Below are 16,376 nucleotides of genomic sequence, written 5' to 3'. Positions count from 1 at the left end.
TAGAAAAACTTGCAGAAATATTGTTAGTCGCCAAAACATTTCTACCTTTGCATTGTCAAAAGACAAAAGGTTAATAGATTGTTTAGGTTAATAGTAATAGATTTAGGTTTTTAGTTATTTTAATTTTAAGGTAGAACAAAAGAGATTGTTCAGGAACAAAGGATTAGTTGTAAGGTTATTAAGATTGATTCAAGTAAGGATAACAAAAAGATGCAAGATTGAATGGGGAACGCCGTGAGGCGAAACCCACAAAATCAAGCATAAGGTAAGGTTCAGCCTTACTGAGAATAACAAAGCGTAGGACGGCAGTCCTGCGCTTTTGCTTTTGTAATAAAGGATTCTTTGAGGTTGGCATCCGGCTGCGTGTGTCTGTTTTCCCGAGTTCGGGACTTATCCCGAACTCAAGTGTTCTTTTGAAACAGAATCTTCTTTTAAAACATACATTTCAGGTTGGTGGCGAGTTGCTCCACGCTGCTTGCGCCAACAAGCACGGAAGTAATCCCACGCTGCTCCAGAACCCAGCGAAGAGCGTGCTCTGCCAAAGAACGGTTTGCCACCTCAGCTTCCGCTCCCCATTGCTTGAGTCGAGCGGAAAGTTCGTCTGTCAGCATTTCCTTTCGGAGGAATTTACCCTTTGCCATACGACTGTCTTCGGGTATTCCGTTCTTATAACGGTCGGTTAATAGACCTTGCCCGAGTGGAGAAAAGGCGATAAAACCAATTCCATTATCGGCACAGAAGTTCAGAATGCCTTCATCAATTGGTGTACGGTTTATCATACTCAGTTTTCCCTGATAGATAAGGAGTGGTGCATCGTGGGCTTTCAGATATTCAAAGGCCTGCTTTAAAGGTTCTAATGGCCAGTTGCTGATACCGAGATAAAGTGCCTTGCCTTGCCGAACGATGTCTACCATAGCCTGACAAGTTTCCTCAACAGGCGTGTTGGGGTCGAAACGATGGCTGTAGAACAGGTCTACATAGTCCAAGTGCATTCGCTTGAGGCTCTGGTTGAGGCTGGCAAACAGATACTTGCGCGAACCCCACTCGCCGTATGGCCCTTCCCACATATCATATCCGGCCTTGGTGGAGATAAACAGCTCGTCGCGATAAGGTGCGAAATCATCATCCATCAGGCGTCCGAAAGTTTCCTCTGCCGAGCCATAGACCGATCCGTAGTTGTTTGCCAAATCGAAGTGCGTTACGCCGTTGTCGAAAGCATAGTGTGTGATGGCACGGCTGCGCTCGTATGGGTCTACGCTTCCGAAATTGTGCCAGAAACCGAGCGACAGTTTGGGCAGCAGCACCCCACTCTTTCCACATCTCTGAAATATATCCTTACTCCTCTGATAGCGGTTTGCATCAGCTAAATAATGTCCTTTTAATTCCATAGTCTTGTTGTTTTTGTATATATTGATATGCAAATATAATGAAAAAGAACGAAGAAAGGAAAGGATTGGCTATGATAATTCGGATTCTCGGATGAATAGACAAGGATACAAGTCAGACAGTTGGCAAGCGATTTTCTTCATTTTCAGACGACAGTACACTTACTTTCATCTGACTTTTTAAGTTTATAAAAGAAACTTACTCGTAAACTTGTTCACTTGTCTCCTTGTCCACTTATTCACTTGCCACCTTGTTCTCTTGTCTCCTTGTTTCCTTGTCCACTTATTCACTTGTCTCCTGACATCTTTTCATCACACAAATAAAAAAATAAGGACTGACCTCACGGCCAGTCCTTACTATCATCACAAATTTACAGGTATGAATTTTATAATTTACTGATGATTCCTTTTTCTGTTTCACGTATGAAATTCACGATATTGCGAATCTCTTCCGAATCAGGCACCTGTTGGTCTACCTGAATGCAAGCATCGAACACCGACGTCTGACCGTGGAATATCAAGCGGTATGCGTTGGCTATGTGCTTTTTCACTTTATCGTCTATGCCCATTGCGCTGCACATAGTTGAGTTTACGCCTCCATAGCCTACCGGTGTACCACCGACAATGATGTAAGGAGGCACATCTCGGCCGAATGTGGTGCTTGCCTGAATCGTAGCACCAACACCAACGCGGGTTTTTGCCTTCTGAATAACACTTGAAGAATAGATTACGTGGTCGGCAATCTCGCAGTCGCCGGATATTTTCACACCATAGCCGAACACGCAATTATTGCCGATTTTTGTATCGTGGCTTATGTGTGCGCCTTCCATCAGGAAATTGTTTGAACCGAGAACGGTCTGACAACCTCTGTGAGTTGCACGATTGATAACGACGTTTTCACGGATGACATTGTTGTCGCCGAGAATACATTCGCTTTTTTCTCCCACAAAACTGAAGTCCTGTGGCAGTGCGCCGATTACAGCACCTTGATGAATCTTGTTGCCATTTCCCATACGAGTTCCGTTCAAGATACTTACGAACGGGAAGATGATACAGTTGTCGCCAATGACAACATCGTCCTCAATGTAAACGAATGGAAATATCTTGCAGCCGTTTCCAATCTTTGCCTTTGGAGAAATCTCGGCTCTTGGACTGATTTCACTACTCATATTGCTTCACCCCGTACTTTCTTTTTCAGGAAAGTAGCCCAACTTGCTGACCGGGGATAACGTTGGTAGTTTACACTTGTTTTAATTACTTGGAGCCTCCACCCAATGCATAGTAAAGGTTTACGATGGCCTGGAGCTTGGAGAACTGATCCTGCACCTGAGATATTTCAGCATTCAGCAGACTCTGCTGCGCTGTAATCACTTCAAGATAGGAACTGGAGCTCTGACGATAAAGCATCTGTGTATGCTCAACATTGGTCTTCAAGACTTCAATCTGCTGATCATAGAGCTTGCTTTTTTCCTCAGCCGCATTGTAAGCCACCAAAGCATTGCTCACCTCCGAACCGGCAGTAAGCACACTGTTCTGCCAAGTATTGTAGGCTTGCTTGTACTGATCCTCCGCAACACGGAGTCCAGCCTTCAGTTTTCCTTGCATAAAGAGAGGCTGCGTAAGGCTGGCTACTGCGCTCAACAAGAGTTTCGCAGGGTTTACCAGACCGTTGCCGTTGCTCCAGCCACCTGTTGGAGAAATGTTGAGAGACGGATAGAACTGGGCACGCGCCGTCTTAACGTTGTAGAAACACTGTGCGAGTGCCATTTCCTTTGCGTGAACATCAGCACGATTGCTCAACAGTTCCACTCCCACTCCACCGGAGAAGTTGGTTGGAAGACTCTGATTGGCCAATGTTCCTCGTGCAATCGTGTGGGCAGGTTCGCCCATCAGAAGACTCAATGAGTTTTCCACTTCACGAATCTGGCGTTTGATGTCTGTTGCTTGCGTCTGAACTCCATAGTAAGCAGCCTGTGCACTCTGAACACTCGTGGCACGGGCACGCCCGAATTCCATCTGCAACTGCATCATATCCCACGTATTCTTGGTGAGTCCGGCCATATTGGTAACGATTTCGTTCTGACGGTCGAGCATCAGCAATGTGTAGTAGAGGTTTGCAATATTGCAGATAAGGCCTGTCTGAACAGCTACCTTGTAGTCTTGCATCTGGAGCATTGCCATCTGTGCAGCCTTCTTCTGATTGCGCAACTTGCCGAAAAGGTCTATATCCCAACTGGCAGCGATTGGCAACACATAGGATTTTGTAGCTTCAGTATGCGAACCAAAATGGGTAATCGTTCCCTGTGGAGCAAATACTACTGATGGAAGAAACGACAATTTCGCAGACTTCAACTGTTGTTCTGCAATATCAATGTTGAGTGCCGCATTGAGCAAATCCGGATTGTTTTCCAATGCCTTCTCGATAATTGCCTGCAAATGAGGGTCGGTAAAGACGCTGCGCCAAGGCAAGTTACCGAAATCATTAGCACCTTCGAGCGTAGCTTGGTCATTGACAGGGTCGCGAACAATTCCTTCCGACACAACATCGGGGCGTTCATAGGTGCCGTAAAGGCTCTTGCAGCCTGTCAATGACAGTACTGCAAAACCTAAGATGATTATATTTAACTTCTTCATTATTTCTGATATAATTTCAATAACGCTTATTCCTCGATTCTGTACGTGTCAGCAGGGCCTGAAACATACGGCTCGATTTCTTTAGCAACCTCCTTGTTGTCCTCGTCTTCAAATTCAATCGGACTCAACTTTTCCTGAAGATACTGGAAGATGGCAAACAAAGCCGGCACAACGAGCACCTGAATGAATGTACCAATCAACATACCACCTACTGCGGCAGCACCCAATGTTTGGTTACCGTTACGGCCTACACCACTTGCAAACATCAACGGCAACAGACCAACGATCATCGCAAGTGAGGTCATAAGGATAGGACGAAGACGCGCTCCGGCACCAAGAATGGCTGCATACTTGATGGCCATACCTGTACGGCGACGTTCAAGTGCGAACTCCACAATCAGGATGGCGTTCTTTGCCAACAGACCGATGAGCATAATAAGCGAAATCTGCATATAGATGTCGTTGTTATGTCCGAAGAGCTGCGTGAAAATGAAAGCTCCAGCCAAACCGAATGGAATAGAAAGCACTACTGCCAACGGCAAGATGTAACTTTCATACTGCGCACTCAGAATCAAATAAACGAACACAAGACAGAGTGCGAAGATGATACCCGTTGAATTTGAAGACTCTTGTTCTGAACGTGTCAAACCGGAGAACTCGTAAGAGTAGCCCTGCGGCAACTTCTGTGCAGCCACTTCCTCCACTGCCTTGATGGCATCGCCGGATGAATAACCATCAGCCGGACTCGCATTCACATTGATGGAGGTAAAGAGATTGAATCGTTCAACCGAAGCGGGACCATAAACGCGCTTCAAAGTGCAGAACTCGCTTACCGGTGCCATACCTCCGGCAGTACGAACATAGATACTATTCAAGCTGCTTTCGGTCATACGGCTTTCAACCGAACCCTGAATCATTACACGATAGAGCTTTCCGTAGGCATTGAAGTTAGAGGCATACAATCCTCCATAATATCCTTGGAGCACGGAAAGTACGGCAGCCGGCGATGTACCAGCCTGCTTTGTCTTAGCCACATCAACATCAACGAGATACTGTGGATAGTTAGGATTGTACGAAGTCATCGCCGTTGCGATTTCCGGACGCTCATTCAATGCTTTCAAATAGTCCTGAGTAATCTGATAGAATTTATTCAAATCGCCACCCGTCTGGTCCTGCATAGTGAACGTAAGACCGTTTGCCATAGCAAAACCGGGCACCATCGGAGGAGCAAAGGCAATAACCTGAGCACCTTTCAAACTTGCCGTCTGCTTGTAAATCATACCCAACACCATATTAGAAGATGTAGGGTCAATGAACAAACCTGCGATACCAGCACCGCTGAAAACGGCTTTGACACGGTCAAAGAAACCATATTTGCGTTCCTCGAACGGCTTCAGCTTCATAATAAACGTAGCCTGATTTGATCCCTGACCGGCAATGAAGTTGTAACCTACCAACTGCACACGTGTTTCAATGTATGGGTTGCTGGCAAGCATCTTGTCAATATGGTTCGTCATATTCATAGACTCAGCCTGTGAAGTACCCGGCGGCAAGGTTACGGCTGCAAAAAGAACACCCGTGTCTTCGTCAGGAACAAGACCTGTCTTGGTTGTAGACATTGTGATTACCAATGCAACGATACCAATAACTACCGAAAGACCAGTTATCAGACGATGATTGATAACCTTTTCCACACCTTTCTTATACTTCTCGTTCAGTTTATCGAACTGTGTATTAAAGGCATCGTGGAAACGATCTACGAAAGACTTCTTTCTGTTTTCGTGGTCGTCGGCGTGCGGCTTCAGCAAGATGGCACAAAGAGCAGGCGACAAGGTCAATGCATTCAAGGCTGAAATAACAATGGAAATAGCCATCGTTACACCAAACTCTCTATAAAAAGTACCCGATGTTCCACTCATAAACGACACAGGAACGAACACAGATGCCATTACCAACGTAATGGAAATGATGGCTCCAGAGATTTCGTTCATCGCATCAATAGACGCTGTCATCGCACTCTTGTAGCCCAAATCGAGCTTGGCGTGTACTGCCTCAACCACCACAATGGCATCATCGACCACGATGGCAATAGCCAACAGCAGCGCAGACAGCGTGAGCAGGTTGATAGAAAAACCGAACATCCAAAGGAAGAAGAACGTACCAATCAATGCAACAGGCACGGCAATCATCGGAATCAAAGTGGAACGGACATCCTGCAAGAATATATATACCACCAAGAACACCAATGCCAAAGTCAAGACAAGCGTAAAGATAACTTCCTCAATAGATGCAAAGAGGAACTCCGTTACGTCCTGAGTAATCTGAATCTTCATACCGGGAGGCATATTCTTCCTCACACCTTCCAATGCCTTCTTCACATCGCTTGCAATCTGAGTAGCGTTTGAACCGGCAATCTGCTGAACCATACCCACAACGGCAGGCTGATTATTGCTCTTCATTGCCACAGAATACATCAATCCACCCAATTCAATGTCGGCAACATCCTTCAAATGGAGTGTCTGACCATTGGTATTGCTCGAAATAATGATATTGCCATACTCTTCCTTAGTCTGCAAACGCCCCTTGTAGCGCATAGTATATTCATACTTCATATCACTCTGTTCGCCGAATGAACCCGGAGCAGCCTCTATGTTCTGTTCAGCCAAAGCAGCAGAAATGTCAGACGGAACAAGTCCATACTGCATCATCCTGTCAGGCTTCAGCCAGATACGCATAGAGTAGGTCTTCATACCCGGCGTCTGAACATCGCCCACACCATTGATACGCTTCAGCAGCGGCACCACATTAATGGCATTGTAGTTCGTCAGGAACTCATCGTCATATCTTCCGTCGTCCGTTGTAAGGTTATACATTATAACATTGGAAGACTGACGCTTCGATACCGTTACACCCACACGTGTTACTTCGGCCGGAAGCAAGGCCTGAGCCTGCGACACACGGTTCTGAACATTGACCGCAGCCATATCCGGATCCGTTCCCTGCTTGAAATAAACAGTAATCTGCGCCATACCACTGTTTGTGGCAGAAGACTGGATGTAGGTCATATTCTCTACACCATTGATGCTTTCCTCCAATGGAGTTACCACAGAGTTCAATACAGTCTGAGCATTGGCACCCTGATATGTAGTCATTACGGAGATGGTAGGCGGCGCAATATCAGGATACTGCTCAACAGGCAATGATACCAATCCAATCGTACCTAAGAGCACGAAGAAGATTGAGACCACGGTTGAGAGCACCGGACGCTTTATAAAATTAGTAAATGTCATATATCTTGTGTTTTAAAACGTCTTTACTTGTCTTCCTTCTCAGCATCTTCCTTCTTGGCCTTGTCGCCCGTCATAGCTTCCATAAAGCCTGCTGCTGTTTTCTGCTTCTCGCCGAGACTTTCTGCTTTCTTCAGTTCAGCTTCGTATTCTTCAGGAGACAATGCAGTAATCTTCATACCGTCCTGAAGTGTCGTCAGTCCCTTGGAGACAATCTTATCGCCAAGTTTCAATCCTTCTGTTACGATATAGTTCTTGCCGTCGTTCTGCGCATCCACCTTGATTTCGGTATAATGAACCTTATTTTCTGCATCTACCTTGTAAACAAAGAACTTATCCTGAATTTGGACGGTTGCATCCTGTGGAATCAGCAAAGCGTTGTTGTTGTTCTTTGCAATGAGAACCTTACCACTACCACCACTCTTCAACAAGTGTTCAGGATTTGCGAAGCGGGCGATAACACTCACAGTACCCGTAGCAGGGTCGATAATGCCACTGGTCTTTACAATCGTACCCTCGTGATTGTAAGTAGAGCCGTCAGCCAACTGAAGACTTACGGCAGGGAATGAGTTGATAGCGTTGTTCAAACCACTATTTGTACGCGTCAGGGCAAGAATGTCTGCCTCCGTCATAGAGAAGTAAACCTCCATCGTAGAAACGTTGCTCACGGTAGTAACCGGCTGAACCGACGACGGACTCACCAATGCACCTTCTTTATAAGGAAGACTGCCGATAAAGCCACTTGCAGGACTCTTCACATAGCAGAAACTAAGATTCTCTTTTGCACTTGCAAGACCAGCCTGAGCCTGACGCACGCCTGCCTCTGCCTGCTTAACCGCCGCCTGAGCAGACGTTACACCACTGCGTGCTTGGTTCACTGCCGCCTGAGTTGTCTCATAAGCATTCTTGGCTGTCTGAAGTTCATAGTCGCCGATTACCTTGTTGGCATACAGATTCTTGCTGTTATTGTAGGTCAATTGCGCCGTTGCAGCCTGCGCATTGGCCGAATTCAGTGCTGCTGAAGCCTGAGCAACACCTGCACGAGCCTGATTCACACCACTCTGTGCCGAATTTACGGCTGCTTCTGCCTGACGAACGGCAGCCTGATAGGTGGCATTGTCTACAACGAAGAGCACTTGTCCTTCACGAACAGCCTGTCCTTCCTGGACATATAACTTAGTGATAAAACCACTGACCTTCGGACGCACCTCCACGTCCTGAATACCCTTGATGGTAGCAGGATAAGTTGTCTTCATCTGTGCATTGGCTGCACCAATCTTAATTACAGGATACTTGTCGCTGGTGGGCAAATTTCTATCACCACCGGCACAACTTGTAAGTACAGATACCACTACTGCAAGCGCAGCAGACAGTAAAAACTTGCTTTTTTTCATACCTTTTATATAATATTCTTTGTTGTTTGGATAATTCATACCTTTTAATACTCCTGACAATATCTTTCAGCGGCCTTCACTAAGACCAAGATACAGAAAACTAAAAATATATTACTAAGTTTTCACGCTGCAAATTTACACAATATTATTTATATGCAGCTGCAAACGACAACCACATTTAACAATAATTACAGTCAATAGGATTACAAAATTGAGTTACATCAACCCCATCTCGGCGGCTTTCTCCTTGAGAAGTGCCATCAAAGGTTCGCGTTCGTTGGGAACACGATTGTCCAGAACAGCCTCTTTCAACGTCTGCTTCAGCGCACCCACTTCACGACTGGGCTTGAGATTGAACATCTGCATAATCTCATCGCCGTCAATACAGGGCTGAAGCAACCGTTTATAGTCGCGTTCTTTCAAGTCTTCGAGCTTTTCGCGCACAATCTTGAAGTTATCAAGAAATCGCTGCTTTCGCACGGCATTCTTGCTTGTGATGTCGGCTTCGCAAAGCGTCATCAGGTCGTCGATGTCGTCTCCGGCATCGTTCATCAATCTTCTAACGGCAGAATCCGTCACTTCATCGTCGGCAATGGCTATCGGACGCATGTGCAGGTCCACCATCTTGCGCACGTATTTCATCTTCGCATCCATAGGAAGTTTCAAACGCTTGAAGATTGTAGGAATCATCTTCGCACCGATGATGTTATGATTGTGGAAAGTCCAACCTACCGATGGCTCCCAACGCTTACTCTTGGGCTTGCCGATGTCGTGGAAAAGTGCCGACCAGCGAAGCCACAGGTTGTCCGTTGCACGTGCGGCATTGTCCAAAACCTCCAAAGTATGGTAGAAATTATTTTTATGCGCCTTTCCGTTTCGGGTTTCAACAATGTCGAGGGCTATCATTTCGGGCAGAATAAGCTCAAGAAGTCCACAACGATACAAATCAACAAAACCCTTGCTTGGCGTGCGTGTAGCCATAATCTTGTTCAGTTCATCGGCTATTCGCTCTCCACTTATAATCTTTATGCGCTCTGCATTGCGACCAAGCGCATCGAAGGTCTCATCTTCTATGAAAAAGTTCAACTGGGTGGCAAAGCGGACACATCGCATCATACGCAACGGATCGTCAGAGAAAGTGATATCCGGATCCAACGGCGTGCTGATGATGCCGTCCCACAAATCGTCCACCCCACCGAACGGGTCTACCAGTTCGCCAAATCTCTCTCCATTCAGACAAACTGCCAGTGCATTGATAGTGAAATCGCGTCTGTTCTGGTCGTCTTCCAAAGTGCCGTCTTCAACTATCGGTTTCCGGCTGTCGCGGCTGTAACTTTCCTTTCTCGCACCAACAAACTCAATTTCCATTCCTTTGTATTTCACTTGAGCCGTACCGAAATTATGGAAAACGGATATATGCGCCTTCTTGCCGAGCATATTCTTCAGTTCGTTCGCCACACGGATGCCACTACCCACCACAACCACGTCAATATCGTTGGAAGGCCGTTCGAGAAAGAGGTCGCGAACATACCCACCTACCACGTAGCACTCCAAGTTGAGCTTATCGGCAGCAGTTGAAATCTGATGAAAAATATCCTTGTCTAAAAGCTTTGCCAGTTCGGCATTTGAAAGTTCTCGCATTAAAATTTCTGTTTTGAACGTACAAAGTTAATCATTTTCCACCGTATTTTAGCTGAATGCCATTTGCTTTTTACAATATTTTGCCCTAACACTCGAGTTCAGTATTGATTTAAATGAAGTCAAAGAAAGCAGTTCATAAATAGAATTTCTTTTCAAAAAAGGATAGTTCAGCAAATATCCAAGGTGCAATAAACAAACCTTTTTGTAAAGTTTATTCATCAAAATTTAACATTTGAAAAATCGCAAACCAGAAAATGCTCTTGCATTTTCGGACGCAAGAAACACGTTTTCACAATCCTTGATTTTCATTCTTCGCAAAATGGCATTGCGCTTTTGCGATGATGGCATCGCATTCTTCGCAAGAATGGAAAGCAATATAGTGAAGAATACAACTGCTTTACAGGTCATTATCGGAATTTTTCTATCCTATTCTCCCATTTTCCCCTATAAATTTCAGCACACTTTTTGGCAGCTTGCGCACAACTCTCTATAAACCAAAATATTACGAAACTACTCGAAAAATCGCATATTTGAAAAATAAAAATCTTCTGTGCGAAAAATCGACGTATTTCAAAGACGTTTGTCAATATATTTCCGATTCTTTTCTCTGATTTCGGGATAAAGTCCGAAATCAGAGAAAAGAGGAAACAAGGGGACGAGACGACGAGGGAACAAGGAGGTAAGGGAATTTATCTGTATTTCCAATCATTTTCTATGCCAGTTCAGGATAAGACAAACCAGAAATCTCTGTGAGAGATTAAACCAAAAGAAGATTAATTATTTTCAGAACAATCATACTGCTTTTTAATCAGACTTATTGCGAACTTTAGGTAAGTATATTATCGCTCTATGCACAGGAAATATGACAGACGAGCAGGACTGAAACAATAGGGCTTTAAACAGATTTGCCGGTAAAACAGTTCACTTGTGCATTTATTTGCCAATCTCGAACCCGAACATTTTCCGCATTAACTTGCAGACGTAATCTCAAAATGGGGTATTATATTCGGAAGAATGTTTTGCCAGTTCAGAGATTTTCTGTATTTTTGCATTCAAAAACAGGTATCTAATGGCACAACAGATTTCCAGAACAGAACAGCAATTCCAAGATGCTATGGCAGAGTGCAGGTCGCTTTTTGCCAAGAAACTTCACGACTATGGTGCTTCGTGGCGCATATTGCGCCCGTCTTCGCTCACGGATCAGCTTTTCATCAAGGCAAAGCGCATCCGTTCGTTGGAAATCACGGGCGAGAATCGTGTCGGAGAAGGCATACGTCCGGAATTCATCGCGCTGATAAACTATGGCGTCATCGGGCTGATTCAGTTGGAGAAATCGTTTGTAGACAGCGTGGACATCACTCCCGACGAGGCATTGGCACTCTACGACCTGCACGCAAAGTCGGCCTACGAGCTGATGCTGAAGAAGAACCACGACTACGGAGAGGCGTGGAGAGATATGCGCGTGAGCAGTTACACGGATTTTATCCTTACAAAAATTGAGCGCGTGAAGGAGATTGAAAACCTCAACGGCAATACTTTAGTAAGTGAGGGCATCGATTCCAACTATATGGACATCATCAACTATGCAGTTTTCGGAGCAATAAAGTTAAATGAACAAGTTTAAATCTTTTCTGGTCAATCTGTGCCGGACATTGCTCGCCATCACGTTTATCTTCTCGGGCTTTGTCAAAAGCATCGACCCTTTGGGAACGCAATACAAGATAGGCGACTATCTTGAAGCCCTGAACCTTGCCGGAAAGGTGCCGGAGTGGATTCAGCTCATTACTTCCATCGGCCTTTCAGCCATCGAGTTTACGCTCGGCGTGCTGATTCTGCTGGCAATACAGAGAAGACTGGTAAGCAAGCTGACGGTGTTCTTTATGGTCTGTATGACGGCTGTAACACTTTGGCTGACCATCGGCAATCCTATTCAGGACTGCGGCTGCTTCGGCGATGCCATTCGGCTGTCTAATTCTATGACCTTCGGAAAGAACGTCGTTCTCCTGACAGCGTCAATCGTCGTTATGAAATGGCCGCTCTATCAGGTGCGGTTCATTTCAAAGACCAACCAGTGGATTGCCACCTACTTCACGATTGTCTTTATCGTAGTTGCATCCGTATTGAGTCTTTACCACCTGCCCATCTTCGATTTCCGACCTTATTTCATCGGTCAGAACATCAAGAAGGGAATGGAAATTCCGAAGGATGCGAAGCCTACGGTCTACAAGAACACGTTTATCTGCGTGAAAGACGGCGTTCAGAAAGAATTTGACGAGAAGAATTTTCCCTACGACGACAGCACTTGGGTGTTTATAGACTCAAAACAGGAGATTGTAGAACAGGGATATGAGCCGCCAATCCACGACTTTTCCATCACGAACGAGGAAACGGGAGAGGATCTGACAGAGGCTATTCTCACGAAGAAGAACTATACGTTCCTTCTTATCTCACCATTCTTTGAAGTGGCAGAAGACGGAAATTTCGGAGAGATAGACTATATCTATGAATATGCAAAGGAACACGGCTACGATTTCTACGGTCTGTCGGCCAGTACGGATTACGGCGTGAAGCACTGGAGAGACGTTACCGGCGCGGAATATCCCATCTATACTACGGACGGAACCACACTGAAGACGGTTATCCGCAGCAATCCGGGACTGCTGCTGCTCTATCAGGGCACAATCATCAACAAGTGGAGCCACAACGACCTGCCTACGGCTGAGGAACTGAATGCACCTTTGAACTTATTGTCCATCGGGCACGAACCAGAGGACAGCACGTGGTCGAAAATCTTCGCCATCGTATTGTGCTACATTCTCCCACTGATTCTCCTCATTGTGGCCGACCGAATCTGGGCGTGGACGCAATGGGTAAAGAAGCGCGAGCAATGGCTGAAGGAAAAAGAACAATGGCTCGTGAAGAAAGAACAGTCGAACAAATTATATCAACTCTTAAAACGTAAAAGACAAATGAGAAAGAAAATTGTAGCAGGTAACTGGAAAATGAACGAAACCCTGCAAGAAGGTATTGCTCTGGCAACTGAAATCAACGACGCTTTGAAGGCCGACAAGCCAAATTGCGACGTTGTAATCTGCACCCCATTCATCCACTTGGCAAGCGTGGCCAACGTATTGGATAAGGAATTGGTGGGTCTCGGTGCTGAAAACTGTGCCGACAAGGAGAAAGGTGCCTACACAGGTGAAGTTTCGGCAGCTATGGTAAAGAGCACTGGTGCTGAATACGTAATCCTCGGCCACTCTGAACGCCGCCAGTATTATGGCGAAACAGCCGAAATTCTGAAGGAGAAGGTGCAGTTGGCACTTGCAAACGGTCTGAAGGTTATCTTCTGCTGCGGCGAATCTCTCGAAGAGCGTGAGGCAAACAAGCAGAACGAAGTTGTAAAGGCAGAGCTCGAGGGTTCTGTATTCAATCTCAGCGCAGAGGAATGGAAGAACATCATTCTTGCCTACGAGCCAATCTGGGCTATCGGTACGGGTAAGACTGCTACGTCTGATCAGGCAGAAGAAATGCTTGCCTACATCCGTTCTATCGTAGCCGACAAGTTCGGTAAGGAAATTGCTGCCGAAACCAGCATTCTTTATGGCGGCAGCTGCAATGCCAAGAACGCAGACGAACTCTTCTCCAAGCCAAACATTGACGGTGGTCTGATTGGTGGTGCTTCTTTGAAGGCTGCCGATTTCAAGGCTATCATCGACGCTTGGAAGAAATAATATTCCAACCATAATAATCCTGTAAATGCCCTTTCACACGGCGTTTGCAGGATTATCCTAACAAAAAAACAGATGAAGAAATTCCTTGCACTATTAGTCATTGCATTCTTCAGCGCAATCGCTGTAAATGCACAAGGCACAGTTACCGTTACACAAAGTGCTGATGTAGATGCAGTTGTGAACGGAAACAGGAAAGCAAAGACTAAGGCGGAGAAGAAAGCAGAGAGGAAAGCTGCAAAACAAGCTGCCAAAGAGAATAAGGAAAACGCAAGAAGACAGCAGATGCAACAGACAATGGCTGCCAGTCAGACGGCATCTAAACCCGCTGCAAAGCCTGAACTGAAAGTTCCTGTCGTGCAGATGCCTCCTCAGCCAAAGATAGAGGTGGCTAAGCCGTCAGACAGCAACACGCAGACAGGAGCTATCACGCAACGCACCAAATGGGTGCGCAAGAGGGTGCGCAGGCAAGTTGCAAGCGAAAGCGACGGCACCGGCGAGACACGAACCGTAACAAAGCGCGTCGTCAGAGGCGCAAAGAAAGCCCGGGGATTCCGAGTTCTGGCCTATTCGGGCGGCAATACCCGAGCAGCAAGACAGGAAGCAGAAAAAATCGGACAGAAAGTGAAGATGATTTGTCCCGAAGAACCGATTTACGTACACTTCTACTCTCCCCGATGGATGTGTCAGGTGGGGAATTTCACAAGCTACGAGAAGGCTCGGGCAGTGATGAAGAAACTGAAGAAGGAGGGTTACTCCCACGCAAACATCATCAGAACGATGGTAACCATCAAGACAACAGCATATCTTGACGGGACGCCGGCAATGGAAGAAACTTATTAAAAAAATCATTATATCGTATTTCAAAAACAGCATTACGAAATAAGACTAATAACACTATATCCAATCCTATGAATACAAATATAGAATATCGCGACGGACTCGATGAGTTGGCAGCACACTATAAGGAAGTTCTTACACTTTTAGGCGAAGACCCTACAAGGGAAGGACTCGAAAAAACTCCTATGCGCGTGGCAAAGGCAATGCAGGTATTGACCCGCGGCTACACGCAAGACCCACACAAGGTATTGACCGATGCGCTTTTTGAAGAGAAATACAATCAGATGGTAATCGTCAAGGACATCGATTTTTTCTCAATGTGCGAGCACCATATACTTCCGTTCTATGGAAAGGCGCATGTAGCCTACATTCCAAACGGACATATCACAGGGCTGAGCAAGGTTGCCCGCGTGGTTGATATCTTCAGCCACCGTCTTCAGGTACAGGAAAGGCTTACCGAACAGATAAAGGACTGTATTCAAGATACATTGCAGCCTCTGGGAACAATGGTTATCATAGAAGCGAAGCACATGTGCATGCAGATGCGGGGCATTGAAAAGCAAAATTCAATCACAACAACGAGTGCTTTCAGCGGCGCATTCAATCAAGCAAAGACACGTGAGGAATTTATGAACCTTCTCAAAACGGAAACGAAGAGAATCTAAAGACTCACTTACAAAATATAACACCCCACATAACAAAAGAACAGACTTATGAAATTTATATCTTGGAACGTAAACGGACTCCGTGCCTGTGTAACCAAGGGCTTCAAGGAGAGTTTTGAGGCCATTGATGCCGATTTCTTCTGTCTTCAGGAAACGAAGATGCAGGAAGGACAATTAGACATCAGTTTCCCGGGCTACGAATCCTATTGGAACTATGCCGACAAGAAAGGCTACTCGGGAACGGCCATCTTCACAAAGCATAAGCCCCTAAGCGTAGCCTATGGATTGGGAATCGACGAGCACGACCACGAAGGTCGTGTCATCACGCTCGAAATGGAACAGTTCTATCTTGTAACGGTCTATACGCCAAACTCACAGGACGGTCTGCGCCGATTGGACTACCGAATGCAGTGGGAAGACGATTTTCAGGCATATATCCAGAAACTGGACGAAAAGAAACCAGTGCTCGTCTGTGGCGACCTCAATGTGGCACACGAGGAAATAGACTTGAAGAATCCGAAGAGCAACCGCAAGAACGCAGGCTTCACTGACGAGGAGAGAGCCAAGATGACACAGTTCCTCGGCAAGGGCTTCATCGACAGCTTCCGCACGCTTTATCCCGAACAGGTAACTTATTCTTGGTGGTCGTACAGATTTAAGGCGCGAGAGAAGAATGCCGGTTGGCGCATCGACTACTTCTTACTTTCAGAGCGTTTGAGAGAGCAACTCGCTGAAGCCAAGATTCATACGGATGTATTGGGCAGCGACCATTGTCCCGTAGAAGTGGTAGTAAACTTCTAAT

11 protein-coding genes are annotated in these 16,376 nt (G+C 45.9%); 5 read left to right on the top strand and 6 right to left on the bottom strand.

Translation table 11 applies throughout. The features are described 5' to 3' along the window. Positions 1 to 431 precede the first annotated feature (431 nt). The 6 genes from P150_RS0112305 to P150_RS0112280 form a co-directional block, all read right to left on the bottom strand. Positions 432 to 1,388 carry an aldo/keto reductase gene (locus P150_RS0112305; protein WP_028897943.1) on the bottom strand — a complete coding sequence of 319 codons (957 nt, stop codon included), beginning with the start codon at positions 1,386 to 1,388 and terminating at the stop codon, positions 432 to 434. A gap of 383 nt (positions 1,389 to 1,771) precedes the next feature. Then, a complete protein-coding gene (gene lpxA, locus P150_RS0112300; RefSeq protein ID WP_028897942.1) occupies positions 1,772 to 2,554 on the bottom strand; it encodes an acyl-ACP--UDP-N-acetylglucosamine O-acyltransferase in 783 nt (260 codons plus the stop codon). 85 nt (positions 2,555 to 2,639) lie between these two features. Continuing rightward, entirely contained in the window at positions 2,640 to 4,019 is a 1,380-nt protein-coding gene (locus tag P150_RS0112295; protein ID WP_028897941.1) for a TolC family protein, read from the bottom strand. 26 nt (positions 4,020 to 4,045) lie between these two features. Beyond that, entirely contained in the window at positions 4,046 to 7,309 is a 3,264-nt protein-coding gene (locus P150_RS0112290) for an efflux RND transporter permease subunit (protein ID WP_028897940.1), read from the bottom strand. A 23-nt stretch (positions 7,310 to 7,332) separates the two neighbouring features. Further along, entirely contained in the window at positions 7,333 to 8,700 is a 1,368-nt protein-coding gene (locus P150_RS0112285) for an efflux RND transporter periplasmic adaptor subunit (RefSeq protein WP_028897939.1), read from the bottom strand. A gap of 216 nt (positions 8,701 to 8,916) precedes the next feature. After that, a complete protein-coding gene (locus P150_RS0112280; RefSeq protein WP_028897938.1) occupies positions 8,917 to 10,341 on the bottom strand; it encodes a CCA tRNA nucleotidyltransferase in 1,425 nt (474 codons plus the stop codon). A gap of 1,069 nt (positions 10,342 to 11,410) precedes the next feature. On the opposite strand from P150_RS0112280, the gene P150_RS0112270 reads away from it, so the two are divergent. The 5 genes from P150_RS0112270 (at position 11,411) to P150_RS0112250 (ending at position 16,375) form a co-directional block, all read left to right on the top strand. Next, a complete protein-coding gene (locus tag P150_RS0112270; RefSeq protein ID WP_028897936.1) occupies positions 11,411 to 11,965 on the top strand; it encodes a DUF1599 domain-containing protein in 555 nt (184 codons plus the stop codon). Next, positions 11,952 to 14,072, top strand: a complete 2,121-nt coding sequence (locus tag P150_RS0112265; protein ID WP_028897935.1) for a BT_3928 family protein — start codon at positions 11,952 to 11,954, stop codon at positions 14,070 to 14,072. Before P150_RS0112270 ends, P150_RS0112265 begins: the two co-directional genes overlap by 14 nt. Positions 14,073 to 14,144: 72 nt before the next feature. Further along, positions 14,145 to 14,912: an SPOR domain-containing protein gene (locus tag P150_RS0112260; protein WP_028897934.1), complete on the top strand. Its 768-nt coding sequence runs from the start codon at positions 14,145 to 14,147 to the stop codon at positions 14,910 to 14,912. A 68-nt stretch (positions 14,913 to 14,980) separates the two neighbouring features. After that, positions 14,981 to 15,574, top strand: coding sequence for a GTP cyclohydrolase I FolE (gene folE / locus P150_RS0112255; RefSeq protein ID WP_028897933.1), 594 nt, complete (start codon positions 14,981 to 14,983; stop codon positions 15,572 to 15,574). Positions 15,575 to 15,622: 48 nt separating this feature from the next. Continuing rightward, the gene (locus P150_RS0112250) at positions 15,623 to 16,375 is read left to right on the top strand and encodes an exodeoxyribonuclease III (protein ID WP_028897932.1); all 753 of its coding nucleotides are present in this window, start codon (positions 15,623 to 15,625) and stop codon (positions 16,373 to 16,375) included. Position 16,376: the final 1 nt, after the last annotated feature.

It is taken from the genome of Prevotella sp. HUN102 (assembly GCF_000688375.1).
GTDB lineage: Bacteria > Bacteroidota > Bacteroidia > Bacteroidales > Bacteroidaceae > Prevotella.
The sequence above is the reverse complement of the archived record's forward strand: the minus strand, read 5'-3'. Positions and strand labels throughout refer to the sequence as shown.